Origin of the sequence: Acidovorax sacchari (assembly GCF_042847045.1) — a bacterium.
Lineage (GTDB): Bacteria > Pseudomonadota > Gammaproteobacteria > Burkholderiales > Burkholderiaceae_C > Paracidovorax > Paracidovorax sacchari.
On record NZ_AP035783.1, the window covers coordinates 2413058 to 2433994 of the forward strand.

Annotated in this window: 16 protein-coding genes; 9 read left to right on the plus strand and 7 right to left on the minus strand. The window is 68.1% G+C overall.

The window, feature by feature from the left end; all coding sequences use genetic code 11:
* Nucleotides 1-45 precede the first annotated feature (45 nt).
* The gene (locus ACGHC0_RS10975) at nt 46-792 is read left to right on the plus strand and encodes an IclR family transcriptional regulator (RefSeq protein WP_368355239.1); all 747 of its coding nucleotides are present in this window, start codon (nt 46-48) and stop codon (nt 790-792) included.
* Here the strand turns inward: ACGHC0_RS10975 and ACGHC0_RS10980 are convergent.
* Nucleotides 758-2194 carry an MmgE/PrpD family protein gene (locus tag ACGHC0_RS10980; protein ID WP_368355240.1) on the minus strand — a complete coding sequence of 479 codons (1437 nt, stop codon included), beginning with the start codon at nt 2192-2194 and terminating at the stop codon, nt 758-760. The genes ACGHC0_RS10975 and ACGHC0_RS10980 overlap by 35 nt on opposite strands.
* A gap of 75 nt (nt 2195-2269) precedes the next feature.
* Between ACGHC0_RS10980 and ACGHC0_RS10985 the strand changes: the two genes are divergently transcribed.
* On the plus strand, nt 2270-3142 hold the full coding sequence (locus ACGHC0_RS10985) for an MBL fold metallo-hydrolase (RefSeq protein ID WP_368355241.1): 873 nt from the start codon (nt 2270-2272) through the stop codon (nt 3140-3142).
* A gap of 63 nt (nt 3143-3205) precedes the next feature.
* Here ACGHC0_RS10985 and ACGHC0_RS10990 read toward each other — a convergent pair whose 3' ends face one another.
* On the minus strand, nt 3206-4804 hold the full coding sequence (locus tag ACGHC0_RS10990; protein WP_368355242.1) for a helicase HerA-like domain-containing protein: 1599 nt from the start codon (nt 4802-4804) through the stop codon (nt 3206-3208).
* A gap of 74 nt (nt 4805-4878) precedes the next feature.
* Here ACGHC0_RS10990 and ACGHC0_RS10995 point away from each other — a divergent pair, with 74 nt between their 5' ends.
* The 5 genes from ACGHC0_RS10995 (at nt 4879) to rlmH (ending at nt 9424) form a co-directional block, all read left to right on the plus strand.
* The gene (locus ACGHC0_RS10995) at nt 4879-5598 is read left to right on the plus strand and encodes a YebC/PmpR family DNA-binding transcriptional regulator (RefSeq protein WP_011796273.1); all 720 of its coding nucleotides are present in this window, start codon (nt 4879-4881) and stop codon (nt 5596-5598) included.
* 23 nt (nt 5599-5621) lie between these two features.
* Nucleotides 5622-6902 carry a phosphoribosylamine--glycine ligase gene (gene purD, locus ACGHC0_RS11000; protein WP_415268209.1) on the plus strand — a complete coding sequence of 427 codons (1281 nt, stop codon included), beginning with the start codon at nt 5622-5624 and terminating at the stop codon, nt 6900-6902.
* The gene (gene hemF, locus ACGHC0_RS11005) at nt 6902-7873 is read left to right on the plus strand and encodes an oxygen-dependent coproporphyrinogen oxidase (RefSeq protein WP_415268210.1); all 972 of its coding nucleotides are present in this window, start codon (nt 6902-6904) and stop codon (nt 7871-7873) included. Before purD ends, hemF begins: the two co-directional genes overlap by 1 nt.
* Nucleotides 7874-8069: 196 nt before the next feature.
* Entirely contained in the window at nt 8070-8876 is an 807-nt protein-coding gene (rsfS, locus tag ACGHC0_RS11010; RefSeq protein WP_415268211.1) for a ribosome silencing factor, read from the plus strand.
* Nucleotides 8877-8956: 80 nt separating this feature from the next.
* Nucleotides 8957-9424 carry a 23S rRNA (pseudouridine(1915)-N(3))-methyltransferase RlmH gene (gene rlmH / locus ACGHC0_RS11015; RefSeq protein ID WP_368355246.1) on the plus strand — a complete coding sequence of 156 codons (468 nt, stop codon included), beginning with the start codon at nt 8957-8959 and terminating at the stop codon, nt 9422-9424.
* Here the strand turns inward: rlmH and ACGHC0_RS11020 are convergent.
* Nucleotides 9330-9962, minus strand: a complete 633-nt coding sequence (locus tag ACGHC0_RS11020) for a GNAT family N-acetyltransferase (RefSeq protein ID WP_415268212.1) — start codon at nt 9960-9962, stop codon at nt 9330-9332. The genes rlmH and ACGHC0_RS11020 overlap by 95 nt on opposite strands.
* A 47-nt stretch (nt 9963-10009) precedes the next feature.
* Here ACGHC0_RS11020 and ACGHC0_RS11025 point away from each other — a divergent pair, with 47 nt between their 5' ends.
* Nucleotides 10010-10744 carry a Maf family protein gene (locus tag ACGHC0_RS11025; RefSeq protein WP_415268213.1) on the plus strand — a complete coding sequence of 245 codons (735 nt, stop codon included), beginning with the start codon at nt 10010-10012 and terminating at the stop codon, nt 10742-10744.
* 97 nt (nt 10745-10841) lie between these two features.
* Nucleotides 10842-12329 (plus strand): ribonuclease G, encoded by a 1488-nt coding sequence (gene rng / locus ACGHC0_RS11030; RefSeq protein ID WP_415268214.1) that lies wholly within the window; start codon nt 10842-10844, stop codon nt 12327-12329.
* 63 nt (nt 12330-12392) lie between these two features.
* Here rng and ACGHC0_RS11035 read toward each other — a convergent pair whose 3' ends face one another.
* The 4 genes from ACGHC0_RS11035 to ACGHC0_RS11050 all read right to left on the minus strand — a co-directional run bounded on the left by ACGHC0_RS11035 (nt 12393) and on the right by ACGHC0_RS11050 (nt 20883).
* Nucleotides 12393-13958: a glycoside hydrolase domain-containing protein gene (locus ACGHC0_RS11035; protein ID WP_415268215.1), complete on the minus strand. Its 1566-nt coding sequence runs from the start codon at nt 13956-13958 to the stop codon at nt 12393-12395.
* Between the two features lie 33 nt (nt 13959-13991).
* Nucleotides 13992-15206 carry a hypothetical protein gene (locus ACGHC0_RS11040; protein WP_415268216.1) on the minus strand — a complete coding sequence of 405 codons (1215 nt, stop codon included), beginning with the start codon at nt 15204-15206 and terminating at the stop codon, nt 13992-13994.
* A 13-nt stretch (nt 15207-15219) separates the two neighbouring features.
* Nucleotides 15220-16971 (minus strand): hypothetical protein, encoded by a 1752-nt coding sequence (locus ACGHC0_RS11045; RefSeq protein WP_415268217.1) that lies wholly within the window; start codon nt 16969-16971, stop codon nt 15220-15222.
* Between the two features lie 78 nt (nt 16972-17049).
* Nucleotides 17050-20883, minus strand: a complete 3834-nt coding sequence (locus ACGHC0_RS11050) for a hypothetical protein (protein WP_415268218.1) — start codon at nt 20881-20883, stop codon at nt 17050-17052.
* Between the last annotated feature and the right edge of the window lie 54 nt (nt 20884-20937).

Sequence of the window (20937 nt, forward strand, 5' to 3'; positions counted from 1 at the left end):
CTGTCAACGGTGGCAGCCCGGATGCGTGGGTATTGCCGTCCCGCCATGAAAGCTTCCCGAACCGAATCCCGGTCCCTGCCTTCCGCCGAGCCGCCGCGCCCACCCTCCGGGGTGCTGGAACGCGGCATCGCCATCCTCGAGTGTTTCGACGAAGACAGCCTGCGGCTGCCGCTGCGCGACGTGGCGGAGCGGACAGGGCTGGACAAGGCCACCGCGCTGCGGCTCCTGGGCGTGCTGGTGCGCGCCCGCATGGTCCACCGCTTCGACAACGGCGACTACGCGCCCGGGCCCGCGCTGCTGCGCATGGGCATGCTCTACCGCCAGACCTTCGACATCGGCGCGCGCCTGCAGCCGGCGCTGCAGGCCGTGATGCAGGAAACGGGCGAGACCGTGGCCTTCTACGTGCGCGACGGCGACGAGCGTGTCTGCCTGTACCGCGAGAACAGCCGCAACGAGGTGCGCCACCATGTGGAGGTGGGCGCGCGCATTCCGCTCACCGCGGGCGGTTCCTCATCCCACGTGCTGCGCCATTTCACGGGCAGCGAAACGCCGCAGGCCGACGCCATCGCCCGCGACGGCTTCGCCATGACGCGGGAGGAGCGCGTGCCCCAGATCGCCTCCGTGGCCGTGCCGGTCTTCGACAGCGACGGCGGCTTCCTGGGGGCGGTGGTCGTGATCGGCATCGCGCCCCGGCAAAGCGCCACCGCCCAGCGGCGCGCGGTGCAGGTGGTGCGCAGCGCGCTGCAGGCCCAGGGCTTCAGCAGCCAGCCGCCGCGCGGCTGGCAGGGCTAGGGCCGGCCGACGGGCCCCAGGCCGGCGCGCTGGCGAAAAGCGCGGCGGCGGGCGCGCACGGCTCCGGGTCGCGCGCGGGGTCCGTGAACGCTTCGCACCAGGCCACGATGGCGGCGGCCGCGGCATCGTCCATGGCGGGCACGAAGTCGCGCATGCGCTGCTGCAGGCCGGCCCAGGTGTACGGGTCTTCAGGGTCGCCACGGCGCAGTTCGCGGTAGGCGCTGACCTGCCTGCCGTCCTGCAGCGTCGCCGTCACACGGGCCGGGCGGCGCTGGGGAAATGCTTGCTGGAATGCGTCCGACGGCACCACTTCCATGCGATCGGCCAGCGCACGCAGCGCGGGGGAGCCGGGCTGCGGCGCTTCGGTGTCGGCGATGCCCAGCGCCCCCTTGTGCAGCAGCACCGCCAGCACATAGCGCAGGCAGAAGCTCGCTTCCGCCGGCTTCGCGGGCCAATGCACACCCGCGATCCTGAGGGCATGCGGAAACACTTCGATGCGCAGCGACTGCACGTCGGCGCCCGTGATGCCGTGCTCCGTCATCAGCGCCCGCGTCGCATCCAGGGGCGTGAACAGCATGGCGCAGGCAGGCCAGGCCTTGATGGTGGCGGTGTGCAGGCGCTCGGGCACATCGAGCCCGCCGCCCACCGCGTCCATCGGCCCATCGCCCGACAGCGCCGCGTACATGCCGCGCCGCCCGGTAAAGAAGGCCTGCGCCCCCGGCATGCCCGCGCGTGCGGCGCTGGCCGCCGCCATGCCGTTGCGCACGGCGAACGCGGGATGCAGCGACTTCGATGCATGCGCCCCGTCGTCCACCAGTTGCCAGAGGCCGGCCGCCTGGGTGGCGGCGATGCCCAGCGCATGGTGCAGGCGGTCCGGCTCCAGCCCCATCGCCATCCCCGCCGCCGCCGCGGCACCCACGGCGCCGGCGGTGGCGGTGGCATGGAACAGCCCCGCGTGCCCCGCGCCCAATGCTTCGCCCAGGCGCAGCGCCACCTCGTAGCCGGCGATGACCGCGCGGGCTGCCTGGGCACGGGTGAGGCCCAGCGCCGGGGCCAGCGCGAGCACGGGCGTGATGGCGACCACCCCCGGGTGCAGCATGGCGGCGCGGTGGGCATCGTCGATCTCGCGCAGGTGCGCGATGGCTGCATTGGCGAAGGCCGCCCCCACCGGATGCGTGGCCGCGCCGCCGAACACTCGGGACGGGCCCGTGCCGGGCGACACTTCCATCGCGATGCCGCGCATCGTGGCTGCTGCGGGCAGGTCGAGCGCCGCCAGGCCGGCGGTCGTCCAGTCCAGTAGTGCCTGTGCCAGGCGCTCGCGCGTGGCCGGAGACAGGGGCCGCGACGACTGGTCGAACAGATGGGCGACAAGCCGTGCTTCCGGCAGGGAACTGGCGTGCATAGAGCGTCTCCGGTGATTTTATTGAATGAAATATCTTTCATTGTATAAAATATTGCTTCCCAACGAGGATGCGCCATGCCCCTTTCCGTCCAGCATTTCTTCGACAGCGCCACTTCCACGTTCTCTTACGTGGTGGACGACGGCGCCGGCCATTGCGCGGTGATCGACCCCGTCATGGGGTTCGACCAGAAGGCGGGGCGCACCGATTCCGGGCCCGCGGAGGCCGTGGCCGCCTATATCGCAGCCCATGGGCTGCAGGTGGACTGGCTGCTGGAAACCCACGCCCATGCGGACCACCTCTCGGCAGCGCCCTGGCTGCAGAAGCGCTTCGGCGGGCTGGTGGGCATCGGCGCCGGAATCACGCAGGTGCAGCGGGAGTTTCGCGGCATCTTCAACGCGACCGACCTGTCCACCGACGGCTCGCAGTTCGGGCACCTGTTCGCGGATGGCGAGACGTTCTCCATCGGGCGCCTGCAGGCCGTCGCCCTGCACGTGCCCGGCCACACCCCCGCCGACGTCGCCTACCGGATCACCGGTCCTGGTGCGGGGGCCGATGCGGTGTTCGTGGGGGATACGCTGTTCATGCCCGACGTCGGCACCGCGCGCTGCGATTTCCCCGGTGGAGATGCCCGCACGCTGTTCCAGTCGGCGCGGCGCATCCTGGCGCTGCCGGCCGACACGCTGCTCTATCTCTGCCACGACTATCCGCCGGCAGGGCGGCAGGCCCGGTGCAGCACGACCGTCGCGCAGCAGCGGGCATCGAACATCCACGTGCGCGATGGTGTTCCCATGGACGAGTTCGTCGCGCGGCGCACCGAACGCGATGCCACGCTGGGCCTCCCCGCGCTCATGCTGCCCTCGGTGCAGGTGAATATCCGGGCTGGCCACATGCCCCCGCCCGAAGCGAACGGCACGGCCTACCTGAAGATCCCCGTCAACCTGTTCTGATCCACCGGGCTGCACGGTGGCTGCCGCGCTGCCCCGGGGAGCGGCGCACGCGTGCCGACGCTGCTAGCGCTTGCGGCCGCCGAACACGCTGCCCAGCACCCCGCGCAGGATCTCCTTGCCCAGCGAGGTGCCCATGGTGCGCACGGCCGAGCGGGCCATGGTCTGCACCAGCCCGTCCTTCTTGCCGCCACGCGGGCCCGTGGTGCCGAACAGCACGTCGTTCAGGCCCCCGAGCAGGCCGCCGTCGCCGGAGGAAGCCCCGGCGCTTCCCGTGCCGTCCTTGCCGCCGGCCGGCGCCTGCACGGCATCGCCGGTGCGGCCGCGCAGCTTCTCGTAGGCCGATTCGCGGTCCACCATCTTTTCATAGACGCCCGCCACCAGCGATTGCGCCATCAGCGCCTGGCGCTGCTGCGGGGTGATCGGCCCGATCTGGCTGCCGGGCGGCAGCACGAAGACCCGCTCGGTGGGCCCGGGGCGGCCCTTGGCGTCCAGCAGGCTGACCAGCGCCTCGCCCACGGCCAGCTCGGTGATGGCGGCCTCGATGTCCAGCCCGGGCTGGGGACGCATGGTGGTGGCCGTGGCCTTCACTGCCTTCTGGTCGCGCGGCGTGAAGGCGCGCAGCGCATGCTGCACGCGGTTGCCGAGCTGGGCCAGCACGCTGTCGGGAATGTCCAGCGGGTTCTGGGTCACGAAATACACGCCCACGCCCTTGGAGCGCACCAGCCGCACCACCAGCTCGATGCGCTCGACCAGCACCTTGGGCGCCTCGTTGAAGAGCAGGTGGGCCTCGTCGAAGAAGAACACCAGCTTCGGCTGGTCCGGATCGCCGATCTCGGGCAGCTGCTCGAAGAGTTCGGACAGCATCCAGAGCAGGAAGGTGGCATAGAGGCGCGGCGACTGCATCAGCTTGTCGGCGGCGAGGATGTTGACGACGCCCATCTGCCGCGCCGAGCCGCCTCTAGGGGCAGATGCACCCCCTTGGGGGGGCGACGCCGCAGGCGTCTCGGGGGCTGCATTCACATCCATGGTCTGCATCAGGTCGTTGATGTCGAGCATCGGCTCGCCGAAGAACCGGTCGCCGCCCTGTGCCTCGATCTGCAGCAGCCCGCGCTGGATGGCGCCCACGCTGGCGGCGCTGATGTTCCCGTACTCGGTGGTGAATTCCTTCGCGTTCTCGCCCACGTGGGCGAGCATGGCGCGCAGGTCCTTCAGGTCGAGCAGCAGCAGGCCGTTGTCGTCGGCGATCTTGAAGACGATGTTGAGCACGCCCAGCTGCGTCTCGTTCAGGCCCAGCATGCGGCCGAGCAGCAGCGGCCCCATGTCGGAGATGGTGGCGCGCACGGGGTGGCCCTGCTCGCCGAACACGTCCCAGAGCGTGGTGGGGCAGGCGAGGGGCTCCGGCAGGGGCAGGCCGCGCTCGGCCAGGGTGGCGGCCATCTTCTCGCCGATGCGGCCGGGCTGGCTGATGCCGGTCAGGTCGCCCTTCACGTCGGCCATGAACACCGGCACGCCGATGCGGGAAAACCCCTCGGCGAGGGTCTGCAGGGTGACCGTCTTGCCGGTGCCGGTGGCACCCGTGATGAGCCCGTGGCGGTTGGCCAGCGCGGGCAGCAGGTGGCATTCGGCGGTGTCGTGCTTCGCAATCAGGATCGGTTCGGCCATGGCTGGGGAGAGTCAAAAGTAAAATCGCGTCCGACCGGTAGATTAATCGATAGACACAACAGCAAGGACTCCCTGTGGCAGGACACAGCAAATGGGCCAATATCCAGCACCGCAAGGGGCGGCAGGATGAAAAGCGCGGCAAGATCTGGACCCGGATCATTCGCGAGATCACCGTGGCCGCGCGCGCCGGCGGCGGCGACGTCTCGGCCAACCCGCGCCTGCGGCTGGCCATCGACAAGGCCAAGGCCGCCAACATGCCGGCCGACCGCATCAAGTACAACATCGACAAGGCCACCGGCAACGCCGAAGGCCTGACCTACGAAGAGATCCGCTACGAAGGCTACGGCATCGGCGGCGCGGCCATCATCGTGGACACGATGACCGACAACCGCGTGCGCACCGTGGCCGAGGTGCGCCACGCGTTCAGCAAGTACGGCGGCAACATGGGCACGGAAGGCTCGGTGGCCTTCCAGTTCAAGCACGTGGGCCAGCTCATCTTCGCCCCCGGCACCAGCGAGGACAAGGTCATGGAAGTGGCCCTGGAGGCCGGTGCCGAAGACGTGGTGACGGACGAGGACGGCGCCATCGAGGTGCTCACCGCGCCCGGCGACTTCGAGGCCGTGAAGAACGCCCTGGAGGCCGCGGGCCTGACGCCCGATGCCGCCGACGTGACCATGCGCCCCGACGTCACCATCGACCTGGCCGGCGAGGACGCCGAGCGCATGCAGAAGCTCCTGGACGTGATCGAGGACCTCGACGACGTGCAGGAGGTTTATCACAACGCCGCGCTCTGAGCGACGAGGCACCCGGACACCCCATGAAAGTTCTTGTCATCGGAGGCGGCGGCCGTGAACACGCAATGGCCTGGAAGCTCTCGCAGTCTCCCAAGGTCACCAAGGTCTACGTGGCCCCCGGCAACGGCGGCACCGCCCTCAATTCCAAGCTGGAAAACATTCCCGTGACCGACGTGCGCGCGCTGCGCGCGTGGGCGCAGGAACAGAAGATCCAGCTCACCGTGGTCGGCCCCGAGGCGCCCCTGGCCGCCGGCGTGGTGGACGAGTTCCGCGCGCACGGCCTGCGCATCTTCGGCCCCACGAAGGCCGCCGCGCAGCTGGAAAGCTCCAAGGCCTTCTCCAAGGCCTTCATGCGCCGCCACGGCATTCCCACCGCCGACTACGACACCTTCACCGATCCTGCGCTGGCCCATGCCTTCATCGACCGCCTGGGCGCGCCCATCGTGGTCAAGGCCGACGGCCTGGCCGCCGGCAAGGGCGTGGTCGTGGCCATGACCGCGCAGGAGGCCCACGACGCGGTGGACTTCATGCTCGTGGACAACAAGTACGGCGTGAGCCACAACGAGGGTGGCGCGCGCGTGGTGATCGAGCAGTTCCTCGAAGGCGAGGAGGCGAGCTTCATCGTGCTGTGCGACGGCAAGAACGTCGCCGCGCTGGCCACCAGCCAGGACCACAAGCGCCTGAAGGACGGCGACCAGGGCCCGAACACGGGCGGCATGGGCGCGTATTCGCCCGCACCGGTGGTCACGGCCGACGTGCATGCGCGCGCCATGCGCGAGATCATCCTGCCCACCATCCGCGGCATGGAAAAGGACGGCATCCCCTATACGGGCTTCCTGTATGCCGGCCTGATGATCGACGCCAAGGGCCATCCCAAGACGCTGGAGTTCAACTGCCGCATGGGCGACCCGGAGACCCAGCCCATCCTCATGCGCCTCAAGAGCGACCTGGTGGACGTGCTGGGCGCCGGCGTGGACGGCAAGCTCGACCAGGTCGAGCTGCAGTGGGACCGCCGCCCCGCGCTGGGCGTGGTCATGGCCGCCCAAGGCTACCCGGACAGCCCCCGCAAGGGCGACGCGATCACCGGCCTGCCGGCGGATGCCGACGACGCCATGGTGTTCCATGCCGGCACCGAACTGCAGGACGGCGTGGTGCGCACCACCGGCGGCCGCGTGCTCTGCGTGACGGCGCTGGCCGACAGCGTGAAGCTGGCGCAGCAGCGCGTCTATGACGTGGCGCGCGGCATCCACTTCGACGGCGCGCAGTACCGCCGCGACATCGGCCACCGGGCGGTCAAGAACTGATGGCCACGGCTTCCGGAACGGGGCGCGCCCCGGGCGTTTCCGCGCCGCCGGCGGATGCGGCCGAGCGCGTGCGCGCCTACCTGGTGGACCTGCAGTCGCGCATCACCAATGCGATCGAGAGCGTCGAGGGGCAGGGCGGTGCGCGCTTCCTCTCCGACGCATGGAGCAAGGCCCCGGGCGAGCCGCTGCAGGGCGACGGCATCACCCGCATCCTCGAGGGCGGGCGCGTGTTCGAGCGCGCGGGCTGCGGCTTCTCGCACGTGCGCGGCGCCGCGCTGCCGCCCTCGGCCACGCAGCACCGGCCCGAGCTGGCCGGCGCGCCGTTCGAGGCCATGGGCGTGTCGCTGGTGTTCCACCCGCTCAACCCCTACGTGCCCACGGTGCACATGAACGTGCGCATGATCGCCGCGGCGCGCGACGGGCAGCCGCCCGTGTGCTGGTTCGGCGGCGGCATGGACCTCACGCCCTATTACGGCTTCGAGGAAGACGCGGTGCATTTCCACCGCAGCTGCCGCGACGCGGTCTATCCGTTCGGCGAAGGGCTCTACCTGCGCTTCAAGCGGTGGTGCGACGAGTACTTCTACCTCAAGCACCGCGACGAGCAGCGCGGCATCGGCGGCATCTTCTTCGACGACTTCTCCGAACTGGGCTTCGACCGCAGCCTGGCGATGATGCAGTCGGTGGGCGATGCGTTCCTGGGCGCCTACCTGCCGATCGTGCAACGGCGCCAGGGCATCTACTTCGGCGACCGCGAGCGCTCCTTCCAGTGCTACCGGCGCGGCCGCTACGTCGAGTTCAACCTCGTCTGGGACCGCGGCACGCATTTCGGGCTGCAGTCCGGCGGGCGCACCGAGTCGATCCTGCTGTCCATGCCGCCCCTGGCGGGCTGGGCCTACCAGCGGCAGGACGCCCCGGGCACGCCCGAAGCCGAGCTGACGCGGCGCTTCCTCGTGCGGCGCGACTGGCTGTGAGGCGCCGCCGCATGCCCCCGGGGAGGGCGCAAAGCTATAATTTCAATAGCTGCCTGCGCCCACCTCGCAACGGTACCAGGCGCCAGACATTCCCCAACCCCGCTGCGGTGGCGCATTCCGTGCCCGCAGCGCTCCATTGGCTCCCGCGCGGGTTGCGCGCTATATTGCCTCTCACCCCCAACATTTCCCGTCCCTGATGACCACCTCCACCCGTTCGGAATCCGCCGCCAAGAAGGACGTCACGAAACTCCAGCGCGCCATCGTCGATGGCCTGGAGGACGTCAAGGCGCAAGACATCCAGGTGTTCAACACCGAGAAGCTGTCGCCGCTCTTCGAGCGGGTCATCGTGGCGTCGGGCACGTCCAACCGGCAGACCAAGGCCCTGGCCGCCAGCGTGCGCGACGCGGTGCGCGAGGCGGGCTTCCCCAAGCCCCGCACCGAGGGCGAGGACAACGGCGAATGGATCATCGTGGACTGCGGCGCCGCCGTGGCCCACATCATGCAGCCGGCCATCCGCCAGTACTACCGCCTGGAAGAGATCTGGGGCGAGACGCCGGTACGCCTGAAGCTCGGCGCCGCCAAGCCCGTGAAGGCCGCCGAATCCGGCGATGCCGCACCCGCGAAGAAGAAGGCCGCGCCGCGCAAGAAGGCCGCGGCGGCCGAAGCGGAAGTGCCGGCGCGCAAGCCGGGCCGCAGCAAGGCTGCCGCCGCTGCCCCTGCTCCTGCTCCCGCCAGGAAGGCTGCCGGCAAGGCCGCACCCGTGAAGGCCGCTGCTGCCAAGGCTCCGGCCAAGGCTCCGGCCAAGGCACCTGCGAAAACCGCCGCCGGCAAGTCGCCCGCAGCCAGGTCCGCGGCACCGAAGGTGAAGACCGTGGTCGTGAAGCCGGTGGCCCGCAAGCCCGCAGCCAAGTCCGCTGCCGCCAGGAAGGCGCCCTCGGCCCGTCCGGCCGCACCGCGCGCGGCCGCCGCTAAAAAAGCCCCGGCCCGCAAGAAGGCCGGCTGAGTGAGCAGGCAGGCGGGCATGCCGCCCGGGGTATGGCGCATGCGCCGGATTCCGGCAGGGTGCCCGCGGAGCATTGACCGATGAAACTGCTCATCGTGGCCGTGGGCCAGCGCGTACCCGACTGGGCGCAGACCGCCTACGACGACTATGCCAAGCGGTTCCCACCCGAACTGAAGGTGGAGCTCAAGGCCGTCAAGACCGAGCCGCGCGGCTCCAAGACGCTGGAAACCCTCTACGCCGCCGAACGCGAGCGCATCGAGGCCGCCATCCCGCGCGGCACGCGCATCGTGGCGCTCGACGAGCGCGGCACCTCGCTCACCACCAAGGCCCTGGCCGCCCGCCTCAAGGACTGGCAGCTGGGCGGCGACGCTGTGGCGCTGGTCATCGGCGGCCCCGACGGGCTCGACCCGGCCTTCCGCCAGGCCGCGCACGAACGCATCCGCCTCTCGGACCTCACGCTGCCGCATGCGATGGTGCGGGTGCTGCTGATCGAGCAGCTTTACCGCGCGTGGTCCGTGAACGCGGGCCATCCCTACCACCGGGAATAGCCTCCGCGCAGCGGCGCCAGACCTGCATCGCATGCGTCTTTCCGCCGCAGGTTTCCCCCCCGGGCAGGTCGCCCTGCAGGACGAAGCCCGCATGCTGCAGCAGCGCCAGCGAAGCGGCATTGTCCGCATGCACGTGCGCATCCAGGTGCCGCAGCCCGAAACCCAGGAAGCAGCCGCGCAGCAGCGCCTCCAGCGCCTCGCGCATGAAGCCGTGCCGCTGGTGGGGGCGGGCGATCTCGTAGCCGACCTGCGCCGTCCGCTCCACCGGGTCCCAGCCCTTGAGCTGGCAGAGCCCGATCAGGCCCGGTGCATCGCGCCGCTCGATCGCCCAGCAGATGTCGGGCACGGGCTTGCGGCCGATCATCACCATCCAGGCGGCGAACACCTCGGCGGCCTCCAGGTCGGCCAGCGGCGCGTAGCCGATCCAGGTACCCGGCGCGCGGGCATCGCTCATCGCGAGCAGGGCAGGGGCGTCCTCGAGGACGACGGGGCGCAGGTGCAGGCGCTCGGTGTGGAAGCTGGGCAGGCCATCGGACATGCCCGGCATCTTCGCGCCGGCCGGCCGCGTGCCCGCGCGGCCATCCGATGCCATGCACCGCCGCGCGAAGCAGCCCCGGCATCCGCTATCCTGCCGCCGTGAAACCGAACCCCTCTTCCTCATCCTCCGCCACCTCCGCCACCTCCGCCACGCAGGCTCCCGCGCCGTCCTTCGTGTACCTGGCCTCCCAGAGCCCGCGGCGCCGCCAGCTGCTCGACCAGATCGGCGTGCGGCACGTGCTGCTGTTGCCCAATGCCGATGGCGATGCCGTCGTGGAAGACGCCGAGGCCATCGAGGCGCCCCGGCCCGGCGAGGCGCCCGCACGCTACGTGCAGCGCGTGACTGGTCTCAAGCTGGATGCGGCCGTGGCACGGCATGCGCGGCGCGGCCTGGAGCCCGCGCCCATCCTGTGCTCCGACACCACCGTGGCCCTGGGCCGCGACATCCTCGGCAAGCCCGACGACGAGGCGCATGCGCGGCAGATGCTCGCGCGCCTGTCCGGCAGCACCCACCGCGTGCTCACCGCCGTGGCCGTGCAGGTGCCGGGCGGCGCGCGCCATGCGGCGCTCTCGGTATCGCAGGTGCGCTTCGCGCCGATGACCACGGAGCAGATCGCGGCCTATGCCGCCAGCGGCGATCCGCTGGGCAAGGCCGGCGCCTACGGCATCCAGGGCCCCGCCGCCCGCTACGTGGAGCGCATCGCCGGCAGCTACACCGGCATCATGGGCCTGCCGCTGTTCGAGACGGCGCAGCTGCTGCGGCAGGCCGGCATGCCCGGCTGAAGGCGGCCGGGCCCGGCGCAACGGGGGCCGTTGAGGCATCATCGGTTCCCGAGCACCTCCTCCCATCCCGCCCGCCCCTCGACCCGCGCCGCCCGCCATGCAACAAGACATCCTCATCAATTGGTCCCCCCAGGAAACCCGCGTCGCCGTCGTCGAACACGGTGCCGTGCAGGAACTGCACGTGGAGCGCACGCTGGAGCAGGGGCTGGTGGGCAACGTCTACCTGGGCAAGGTCTCGCGCGTGCTGCCGGGCATGCAGTCCGCCTTCATCGACATCGGGCTGGAGCGCGCGGCCTTCCTGCACGTGGCCGACGTGTGGCACCGCCAGGAGGGCGGCGAGGCGCCCATGTTCGCGCGCAAGGGCGAGCCGCCGGTGCCCATCGAGAAGCAGGTGTTCGAGGGGCAGGCGCTCATGGTGCAGGTCATCAAGGACCCGATCGGCACCAAGGGCGCGCGGCTCTCCACCCAGATCAGCATCGCCGGGCGGCTGCTCGTCTTCCTGCCGCAGGACGACCACGTGGGCGTGTCGCAGAAGATCCCGGCCGCCGAGCGCGACGCGCTGCGCGCCCGCCTGCAGGCCCTGGTGGGCGACAAGGCCACGGGCGGAGGCGGCGGCTTCATCCTGCGCACCAATGGCGAGGATTCGTCCGATGCGGAACTGGCCGAGGACATCGCCTACCTGCGCAAGACCTGGGCGCGCATCAAGGAGGCCGCCATGCGCCAGCCGCCGGCCTCGCTGCTGCACCAGGACCTGAACCTGCTGCAGCGCGTGCTGCGCGACCTCGTGGGCGAGGAAACCGCCAGTATCCGCATCGACTCGCGCGAGCAGTTCGCCCTGCTGCAGGCCTTCGGCCGCGAGTTCACCCCGGCCGCCGTGCCCAAGCTGCAGCTGTACAAGGGCGAGCGGCCCATCTTCGACCTCTACGGCATCGACGAAGAGATCGCCCGCGCCCTGGGCCGGCGCGTGGATTTGAAATCCGGCGGCTACCTCATCGTGGACCAGACCGAGGCGCTCACCACCATCGACGTGAACACCGGCGGCTACGTGGGCGCGCGCAACTTCGACGACACCATCTTCAAGACCAACCTGGAAGCCGCCCAGGCCATCGCCCGCCAGCTGCGGCTGCGCAACCTGGGCGGCATCATCATCGCGGACTTCATCGACATGGCGCGCGAAGACCACCAGCACGCCGTGCTCGCCGAATTTCGCAAGCAGCTCGCGCGCGACCGCGTCAAGACCATGACCGGCGGCTTCTCGCAACTCGGCCTCGTCGAGATGACACGCAAGCGCACCCGCGAATCCCTGGCCCACATGCTCTGCGAGCCCTGCGCGCACTGCCAGGGCTCGGGGCAAGTGAAGACCGCGCGCAGCGTGTGCTACGACATCCTGCGCGAGATCCTGCGCGAGGCCCGCCAGTTCAACCCCCGCGAGTTCCGGGTGGTCGCCTCCGCCAAGGTGGTGGAACTGTTCCTGGACGAGGAGAGCCAGCACCTGGCGGGGTTGTCGGATTTCATCGGCAAGCCGATATCGCTGCAGGCGGAGAGTGGGTTGGGGCAGGAGCAGTACGACATCGTGTTGTTGTGACACCGAGGGCGTCACCGACCGGCGCATTCGAGCGCGATACCATCGCCGCGCGGGGTGCGAGCCTCAGGCGTGGATGAAAAACACGTATGAGCGAAAGATGGGGTCTTCCCACCAGGCGTGGTTTCCTGTCGAATACAGGAAATTGACGGCACCGGCCTGGCTCTGGAGGGGAAGGACCACCTGTCCGCCAGCATTCCGGCGAGCGCGCAGGTCGTCCTTTTCCGGCACGACGATACTGATGTGGCCCGGCTTGCCCTGGGCATCGCGATCCGCGCAGACGACTCCGATACCGCCGCCATTGGCCGCAGCCTGGAGTGCGGTTGCGTCGAACACGCGCTGCCATCCGAACGACGCTCCGAATTCGATGAGCCATGCGTGCAGGTCGTCTGCGCGCATCTCCCGGATGGTCGAATCGTAGATGGCTGCGGGCACTTCGCCCTGGGCGATGCGCATCAGCGCCGACGCCGTCCACCAGACACGCGGCAAGTAGGTGTCGGCCAGGTAGCAGAAGTCGGCCGCATACACGTTGCAGTAGGTGGCTTGGTCGCGCTGGTAGCGTGCGCTGTGGGAAGCGTCGAGCCAGTCCACTATCGCGCGCACCTGCTGCGCGCGCTCGGCGGGAGATGCCTTTGCATGGCGAACCGGCCGGCCTGGCTCCCCCAGGGGCTGGGCGCGCCTGCCGGTCGATCCTCGGCGCGATTGCGGGTCGTCCCTGCGATAGTGCACGGGGGGAATGGCGGTCGCGACGGCCTGTGCGTGCGCCTGTCCCGCAGCGAGCGGAATCAGGTACTTCGAACTCACATAGCCAGTCACCTCGCTTCCGCCCAGCGTGGTGCGAATGCGCACCCACGGATCGGCGGCGAACCCCAGCAGTTGCACCACCTGGCCTTCGGGCAGTTGGGCGACAGGCGTGTTGCCTTGCGCCGTCGGCAGCCGGCGCAGATTCAACTGGCTGGCGCTCACCTGGCGCATTTCACCTGCTGCGGTCTCGGCGTCGAATCCGATCGGCCGGAACTGCCCGAATTCATCGCGCGCATCGCACGGTTCCCATGCATTTCCGAGGCCACAGAGGTCTGCCTTGTTCACATGTTGGCAAATATCCCAATCGTCGTAAGTCTTCGATTCGCGCCAGCCGGTGGATTCCCCGAGCCATGAGAAGCGGGCCAGCGTGTTGTCATTCTTGACCAGCCGGCAGGTCAGCCCTGAACCGTACACGCCGATCTCGTACATCGATGTGCCGCCTGCGGCTTCGTCCATGCCCTCCTTGACGCCTTCGAAATAGGGCAGAACGAAGTCCTCGATCTGCGAGGTGCTGAAGTCGCTGTCCACGGCGAAGTAGATCGCGCTGTGCGGGGGCTGCCCGATCTGGGCTGCAGCAGCGTGCGCAGAGGCCCCGTCCAGCTGTCCGCGTGTGCGCCCGAAGTCCTCCGGCAACCGGCCGTTGTCCTGATAGACCGTCGCGATCTCCAGGCCTGCACGGGCCAGTTCGGCGGCCTCCTCCGCCGAGAGGCGTTTCTCGGGTTGCTGCGTCGTCCGGGAGTAATACCGGATGACGAACTGTATGCCGGCGTTGGCGAGGCAATCCGCGGACGGGTCGCAGCGCCGATTGGTGGAAATACCGGTTTTCATGGGGATCCCTCCTCGAGTTGACACAGCGTGACGTTAGAAAGTGGGCACCATGCGCGTGGTTCCGGGTGGAAGCGCGTCCCAGTTGTCGAGGTTGAATAGTTGCCAAGCCGGCAGGACATAGGCCTCGCGTGCCATCGTTTTGTCTTCGGGGCTGGCGATGAACATGCCGACCAGGGTCATGCTGCCGTCCGGCCACCACGTGACGACGGCGGACCCGCTGTCGCCGTCTTCGGGAGGCGGGCAGTCCTCCATGATTCGCAGCTTCAGCAGTTCGCGATGCCGGATTCCCACCGTGGCGATGCCGGCGGGCGTGCGGACCCAGTAGTCGATCGGCAATTCGTCGTGGATGTACGCGACGAACTGCGCAATCATTGGACTGCGCGGCGAGCCGAGATGCTTCGGATGATTCGAGGGCGCCAGAATCTGGAAGCGCTTGGTCGTCGTCATGGCGTCGAACACGGCCCTGTCGGCAACGTAAGGTCGGGCCGCCGAGAGGGAAAGTCCGGCGAACGCCATGGGACGCCACTTGGGATCCGTTACGGTGGCCAACTGCGCGTCGAAACTGACGCCGGTGCGGACCAGGACTCCACCCCATCGCGAGCTTGTACCGATCTTTGCTTCAGCCCCGACGGACCGCGTTCCCGAGCCGGCACCCGGTGCTATCTTGTCGATGGCCGGGAACGGGCTCAGCACGTGAAGCGCGCTCAATGCCATGACGCCCGGGGACTTGTTGCCGTACAACCGCATGCCGCAGGTCATCGTTCCGGCCGCCGGCTGATCCGGATCCTCCACATTGACCGCACTGGCGCTCCGGGCGACGGCGCCGGCGAACCAGCGCGCTGGTTGGACGTCGGTCGGGATGGCGAGCAGCACCCGCTGCCCGTCCACGTCGCCGAACGTCAGCAGATGCCGCGGAAGCATCTGGCCGCGAGCCTCCGGGATGGAACTGCGCCATTTGCGTTTGACGACCAGGAGGATGCAGGTCTCGTCATGGACTTCCTGCCAGCCATTCCTTCCTTGCCTTGACCGGAGACCGGCGGTCACCATGATCAAGTTACGGTAGGCAAGGCACAATTCCGCCGCTCTGGTGGTGACGATCTCTCGCGCCAGTTGCATCTGGGCGGCAACCGGCAGGCATGCGAAGCGGGCAATGGCAGCCTCTTCTGCGGGATGGCGCCTGGCCTGCGAATGTGCTTCGATCTCGCTCGAGATGGTGGCGTAGCGCTTCGGCCTGGAAGATGTGTCCATGGTCCGGCTCCGGTCAGTCGGCCAGACAGTTTTTGTCGATTGGAACGAAACCAACGTCCCATGTGCGTGCAGGCGGGACCGCGGTGATGCCGATATCGGCCAACAACTTCTTCGCGAGGTCAGCCGACTTGAACCTGGCGTCGCCGGCCGGACAGCGGATCTTCACGTTGACCAACCCGTCGCTCGCCTTCGAGGGATTTTCAACAATGCTGAACGAGGCGCCGCTGAACGTGAAGTTGCCCTTGCGCTTTAGCAAGGCTACGGCAGCGTCCAGCGAAACCGGCTTCCCTTGTCGTTGCATTTGCTCCACGCGCGCCAGCTGCTCTTCTGCAGGCAGGGGCGTTTCCGGGCCGGCGACGACTGAAAGGGGCAAGGATACAAAGCGGGCGTTGGGTGAGCTGTCGGTGATGCGCAGCGTTGTCTGGAAGGGGTTGGCTACCTTGCTCCCGACAATGCTGACCTCCGCACGGCTGTCGAAGCGCACCGGTGACTTCACCGTCAAGCCGTCGATCGAGGTGCCGTCGATCTCCACGAAGAACGGTTTCACTCCGCCGCTGATATCGACCAGGCGCTTGCCGTCCATTCCCGCGGTGAAGGTGAGGGATGCGGGCACTACCGCGAGCGGTGCGACGATTTGGGTTACTCCACAATCCTTGAAGGCATCCTCGGCCCAGGGCACCGCACGCCCCGCGAGCAGCGCGCTGGCGGTCGCGTTTTTCCGTGCCGTATCCTGCATCGCTCGCTGCAGCTTGTCATGGGCGTCGGCAGCAGCTGCGGCCATGGCCTCGGTCTCGTCCCCGGCACGGCTCCTGGCGGAGATGGACTTCTTCAGTGAGTCGCCGACCAGCGCCTCGATGCCCGACCCTGGCGCGAACGATCCGGCCATTCCCGCGAGCCCTGAGATCAGGCCGGGAAGCGCCGAAAGATCCGGCGTCGCGTCGATCTGGGCGCGGACCACTGCAGCATCGATGCGGTTGACGGCGGCGACCAGTTCGCGTGCTGCGCGGGAGGCGGATGCCGTGTATTGCCGGCCGGCCTTGATCGTGGTGTCCGCGGTTTGCTGCGCGAGTTCGGCGTCGGGCAGCGTTGCATCGATCGCTGGCGAGTTCAGCCCGTGGGCCTTCTTCCTGGAGTCACTCAAGGTCTTCGCTGCGTTGATGGCGTTGATGAGCTCTCTGCGGGACCCGTCCAGGTCGTCGATGGCGGCGACGAGGGAGGCCAGCTCCTTGGCGCTGATGGCAAAGGGCAGCACCGCTCGCTCGCTGCAGTTGAGCGCGTCGATCCCTGCCAGGTAGGCATGCACCCGTTGGCGCTTCAGGTTGAAGCTGCCCGCGCCGTATGCCGTGCCGGCGACCAGCGTGGTGCCCACGATGACACTCCGGTGTACGTCGGACACTGCGAGCGCAGTGATCAGTGCGCCGGCTCCGAGCAAGCCATTGGCCAAGTTCGCTTCGGCACGCATCTGGTCGGCGACGGCAGAGCGATAGGCATTGCGACCCCGGTCCAGGAACCCCATCGCCTCGGGCATGGATGCGCCTGGATCGCTGCCGGAGGCTTCTTTCTGCCATGTGAGAACCTGGGTGGTCGAGCACCCTGACAGGCTTGTCGCAAAAGCGATCGTCACGGCGAAAATGGGGTTCGATCCGAGGCACTTCCGTCGTCGATGGAAGTTCTGAGCATCGTTGCCGAGGGGCTGGTCGGCGGCGCGGTCTCCGGGTGTGCTGCCTTCGAGGCTGGCTACGCGAACTGGGGTAAGGGAGCGCATTGGTCTTCCTCTCGTCGTTGTCGGTGTCGGTAACCCGGGTATTGGGTTCAGCCGGTTCATCGGGCTGCGCCCATATCGCTAATCGGCCGCCACTCGCGCTCGAATCGCCCGGAGAAGGTGGTCGTCCGGCCTGACCCACAAATCGATCGCACCCGTGGAGGCCTTGAGCGAAGGGTTCAAGGCCTCGGGTCCCCATCGCGTGGCACCGTTGGATGCGATCCCGATAGCTGAAGAGATGGCTGATGCGCACTCTTGGGCCCTGGTGTCGTGGTAGCGCAGGACCGTGCTGCTGACTGGCGTGGGATTGCCATAGCCTCTGCTCCGGGAGGAGGCATACACGTTCTCGATTGGCGGCACGCTAGCGCCCCAGTTTCTCCACCACTCTCGAAAGCCGCGCACGGTGTCCCTGTCCGTGGGTTCGTAAATCCACATCTGGATGGTGACACCCTTGCACACTTCGCTCCCCAGCTTCCAGGGTGATTGCAGAGCGGAACTGATCGGCGGCGAAGGGGGGTGAAATTCCTGTGCGGCAGACGTGCTTGTGGCCGGCGGTCCGGACGGGGGCGCCTCTGCCGCTACCGGTGGAACAGGAAGGGACGGCTGCGGTTGGATACTCGAACCTGCCTCGCAATTACCCCACTGCTGTATGTCGGCGAGCGCGGTTCGGTCGATGTCGGGATCGGTTTGCATCCCGCTGTTGTTCAACCTGAACTTTTCTTCCTCCTGGACGAGGAGCACGCGTCGGGGCGTGCAAGGGTGAATGGCTCGCCAGCTACCATCGCGGCTGTAGTCGTAGGCCCAATACCGGCGACGAGGCAACTCGTCAGGCCGCGTTACGCAACTGGGAAATACGGAGGGCGTGGGGCCGTCGCTCGAACTCAGCAGAGCAACGCAGGCGTTGTTCATGCCCGAGCCCTGTGCTTGGCATGCAACTTTCGCGTCGTGCACGATGCGCAGGCCCAGTTCGGAGCGCCGGAGCCATTCGGCATCACCGCTGCGACAGTATGCATCGGCAGCGCGCATGACCGCAGCCGCAAGCGCTACCGTTGCCTCCGGATTACTTGCTTGTCCAGATGGCTGCATGCCAGCCAAGCCGGTATCGCCGGGGCGCACACGAATTGTGGTGGCCGCAGCCCAGAGACCGACCAGCTCCTTCATCGCAGTTCGCTCACCGTCCACCCTGGCGGCGATGGCGGTACGAACGCCCTCAGCCGCCTGCCAGGCCGACACGGCAATGGTTGCCACGGCGCCTGCACTGAGCGTGGCGCCCACGGCGGCCACACCAATGCGTGGCGGCAGTCGCATGCTGGCGGATGGCTTGCTGAGCGGCTCTGTGGTATCGCTGTTCCCGCGGGCTTGCGATGTCACTACGGCATCAGGCTCAAAGTAACTGCCCGGGCGGCGCAGCACGTCGTTGACAAAGGAAGCATCGATCTTGCCCGCCAGGAATCGGCCCAGGGAAAAATAGCTCTCCCATTGCGCCTCGTTGAAGAACTGGTCGCTGGTGGGCTGTTGTGGAAAGGCCGGGCACTGCTGCCGGTAGTTCTCGATGTCCATCGGCAAGCCCGCGCACATGTTGGGCTTGATGACGATAAGGATGCCGCTACCGGGTTCTCCATTCCTGTCGGTCGCCGGATAGCGAACGGTGGCCAGCGCCAGGCAGGCGCTGTTGTCGGCCCCGGCGAGCGCGTTGAGCGACCCGAAGTACGCCAGTGTCCGGTGCCATTCCGACGACGCCGCCGCTGCCGAAGGTTTCTGGAAGGTGATTTCGGTATCCAGGTCCACGCGTGCTTTGCGCACCAGGTTCTCCAGATCGCCGAATTGGTAGTCGGGGTCTGCGCCACAGTCGGCTACGAGAATGAACTGCGCCTGCGCGGCCAGTAGCGCGTAGGCACCGGTGTTTTCGAAATGCCCTCCGTCCGAGATAAACCAATCGTTCTTGCCGGCGGCGGCGAAGCTCCCCGTCATCTCGCTCAGAAGGCCGATCGACTTCGCGAAGCTGCGGCGCCACCAAGCGCCTTGCGGCGAAGCATCTTGCAGGTCGCGCTGCGCGCGGGTGAGCCAGTAGCCCAGGCGCACGCCCCCGAAGGTCAGCAGCGCAGCCAGCCCGCGCTGCGTGCGTGCGCCCAGGCCGGGTGACACTGCAGCCCCGGAGATGGCCAGCCACGAGCCCAGCGACATGCCTCCGATGCCTGCTACGCGTCGCCACCCTTCCTGGCCTAGTTGGGAGGCTCCACCGGCCATTACGCTCAGCAGCATGCCCTTGCGGTCGCGGTTGAAAATCCGCCCTGTATCCGCAGCGCTCTGGTTGACGCAGGTATTGATGATGTGGACCGGCCCCCCCGATGCATGCGGTATGTAGGTGCGGAGGTCGGTATCGTCGTCGGCGGCCACTTCGCCCACGCTGACCTCTGGAGTGCCTGTGCGTACAGCGCCACCAACAGGGCTGAGAGGGTTCACGCCTGCACCGAAACGCGCGCCGTTGGCGGCGCCCAGATAGGCCCTGGTCAGCCGCGCTGTGTAGAAAGTGTGCAGCGAGGACAGGTTCAGGAACTGCGTATTTCTGCCGGTGAGCAGGACATATCCGAGTACGAGGAGTGAGGCGGCTGCAAGAGTTGCCCATCCTGCGCCGAATTCGACCAGCGCGAACTGGCGTGCCGGTGCCGCTGGGCCGATGCTGGGGGTGTTGAACACCGGGGCCATCACCAGCTTCATCACCAGCGCGGTCCACCAGATGAACAGGCAAATGCTTAGCAGATAGCCGACTGCCTGTAGCGACCAGGCGCCAATCGTTCGTATCCAGGCCGGCGCGCGATTTCCCTGGCCGGTCAGCAGTGGCGCAGCACCCCGCAAGCCCACGGCGGCGGCTCCCAGGGCCAAGCCCAGGTCCGCGATGGCAACTCTCTCGAAGGCCAGCAGCCAGGCCAGTCTCTCGAGCACACCCAAGCCCAGGCAGAGGCCGAGCGCGATCAGGCTGCGCGAAAGACCATGCGTCAATGCGTTGCGTGCTGCGCCTACCGAGCCCAGAGGCCCGCCGGCAATGAAGCGTGCGGCTAGCGCCGAGCTTGCGCTCAGCGCCACCAGGACTCCTGCCATGCACAACATCGGCACCCGCCAGCTCGAAGCAGCGCCTGGCTCGAGCACGCCCACCTGACGCAACCCCAGGGCGAGCACCGCGATGACAACGATGCTGGTCGCACCAACGCCGCCCAGTACTGTGCCAATGTGCCTGGCGCGTGCCCATTGCAACTGCCAGTAGGCCAGAATGTGGCAGGCAGCGGCCAGCATGGCGAGGGGCGCAACGAGCCACAGTGTGGGTATCCATGGCTGCAGCCACTCGATCCAGGCGAAAAGGCCGGGCGCATGGCTTCCCCACAGATCCAGGCCCTGCCATGCCAGCAGATCGAAGGCGCACAAAGCCAATGCGAGCAGCGCCGCAATGATCCCGAATTCGACGTGGATGCCGATCAGGTTGCGCAGATACAGGGACAGGGCGAACAGGGTGTCTCGCGCACCGGCGGGGGTCAGGTAGCGGCCATTGGCCCGCACCCACCAGCCGAAGTGGGTTTTCTCCGCCTGCGCAATGGCATCGTTGACCTTCCGCGCTCCCGTGTCGGCGCGTGCGCGGTCGAACAGACGCCCCACCGTGCCACCCAGGTAGCCGCCTCCAGACACAGTGGACAGCACGTCGAAGCGCAGCAGCAGCCCTTTGTCGGCCAGCGAACGCAGCAAGCCCAGGCAAAAGGTGGCGCTGCGGATACCGCCGCCCGACAGCGCGAGCCCCCACAGCGGCGCATCATCGTCAAGCGTTGGGACTGTGCCGTCGCCGCTTTTTTTCGCTTCGTCACGGAGTGCTTTGCGCCGCTGGGAAACAGCCTGCGCGAGTTCGTCGCCAGAGGGGAGAAGTGGCATGGTTGATCCTCCTGTGGTCCCATGTTCATGTGGCTGCTACTTGCCTTGACCGGC

Excerpts from the sequence above, each read along its gene's own strand:
- ACGHC0_RS11035 (WP_415268215.1), bottom strand. The coding sequence starts at position 13,958 with ATGAAAACCGGTATTTCCACCAATCGGCGCTGCGACCCGTCCGCGGAT.
- rsfS (WP_415268211.1), top strand. The coding sequence starts at position 8,070 with ATGACCACCTCCACCCGTTCGGAATCCGCCGCCAAGAAGGACGTCACG.
- ACGHC0_RS10980 (WP_368355240.1), bottom strand. The coding sequence starts at position 2,194 with ATGCACGCCAGTTCCCTGCCGGAAGCACGGCTTGTCGCCCATCTGTTC.
- ACGHC0_RS11050 (WP_415268218.1), bottom strand. The coding sequence starts at position 20,883 with ATGCCACTTCTCCCCTCTGGCGACGAACTCGCGCAGGCTGTTTCCCAG.
- ACGHC0_RS11040 (WP_415268216.1), bottom strand. The coding sequence starts at position 15,206 with ATGGACACATCTTCCAGGCCGAAGCGCTACGCCACCATCTCGAGCGAG.
- ACGHC0_RS10990 (WP_368355242.1), bottom strand. The coding sequence starts at position 4,804 with ATGGCCGAACCGATCCTGATTGCGAAGCACGACACCGCCGAATGCCAC.
- ACGHC0_RS11020 (WP_415268212.1), bottom strand. The coding sequence starts at position 9,962 with ATGTCCGATGGCCTGCCCAGCTTCCACACCGAGCGCCTGCACCTGCGC.
- hemF (WP_415268210.1), top strand. The coding sequence starts at position 6,902 with ATGGCCACGGCTTCCGGAACGGGGCGCGCCCCGGGCGTTTCCGCGCCG.
- ACGHC0_RS11045 (WP_415268217.1), bottom strand. The coding sequence starts at position 16,971 with ATGCGCTCCCTTACCCCAGTTCGCGTAGCCAGCCTCGAAGGCAGCACA.
- rlmH (WP_368355246.1), top strand. The coding sequence starts at position 8,957 with ATGAAACTGCTCATCGTGGCCGTGGGCCAGCGCGTACCCGACTGGGCG.
- ACGHC0_RS11025 (WP_415268213.1), top strand. The coding sequence starts at position 10,010 with ATGCCATGCACCGCCGCGCGAAGCAGCCCCGGCATCCGCTATCCTGCC.
- purD (WP_415268209.1), top strand. The coding sequence starts at position 5,622 with ATGAAAGTTCTTGTCATCGGAGGCGGCGGCCGTGAACACGCAATGGCC.
- rng (WP_415268214.1), top strand. The coding sequence starts at position 10,842 with ATGCAACAAGACATCCTCATCAATTGGTCCCCCCAGGAAACCCGCGTC.
- ACGHC0_RS10975 (WP_368355239.1), top strand. The coding sequence starts at position 46 with ATGAAAGCTTCCCGAACCGAATCCCGGTCCCTGCCTTCCGCCGAGCCG.
- ACGHC0_RS10985 (WP_368355241.1), top strand. The coding sequence starts at position 2,270 with ATGCCCCTTTCCGTCCAGCATTTCTTCGACAGCGCCACTTCCACGTTC.